At 61.9% G+C, this 575-nt stretch carries 1 protein-coding gene; it reads right to left on the bottom strand.

The features are described 5' to 3' along the window. Window positions 1-192 precede the first annotated feature (192 nt). The gene (locus tag KDH83_RS31240; RefSeq protein WP_212322993.1) at window positions 193-426 is read right to left on the bottom strand and encodes a hypothetical protein; all 234 of its coding nucleotides are present in this window, start codon (window positions 424-426) and stop codon (window positions 193-195) included. Window positions 427-575: the final 149 nt, after the last annotated feature.

The raw sequence follows: 575 nt of genomic DNA on the forward strand, positions 1-575 counted from the left end.
TATGAAATTGGTCGGATTGACAGCATTGTCGATCAGCGGTACGTGCTTGTATGCGGCGACGTGGAACACAATATCCGGCCGATGGCGGGCGAGGACCTCATCTGCCCGCGACGCGATGGCCGGAGATTTCCAGGCTGCGCATGGCGGGGTCACCGTCCACGAGTGCAACGACATGCCGGTCAGAACTCCTGCTCAGTCCCCGGACCAGACGCCGTGGGCGCAGGCGCCGCCGACGACGAATACAGGCTTGCCCTGGCCGATGCCTTCACGGTGCAGTCGATGTTCTTTCCACATGCTCCAGGCGGTCCGGCTGCCGCCCATGATTGGCGGCAGCAGGGGATACAACACAAGAATGGAGCGCGGCAACGCCGGTCGGCCGGGATTGAGAAAGGCAGAGAGCAGCAGCGCGATAGTGGAGGCCAGCATGACGTTCAGGAAGCGCGTGAGGTCCGACAGGCTGACGACGGTATTGCGCCTGCGTTCCTTGATCCTTCATGCTGAGATTGATCTGCGCGATTCCGATAGCCAGACTGGCGGCGTGGCCTTTGCCGTCGAAGGCCCGGGGACAACTATAT

It is taken from the genome of Achromobacter sp. Marseille-Q0513 (assembly GCF_018195695.1).
Taxonomy (GTDB): domain Bacteria; phylum Pseudomonadota; class Gammaproteobacteria; order Burkholderiales; family Burkholderiaceae_B; genus Achromobacter.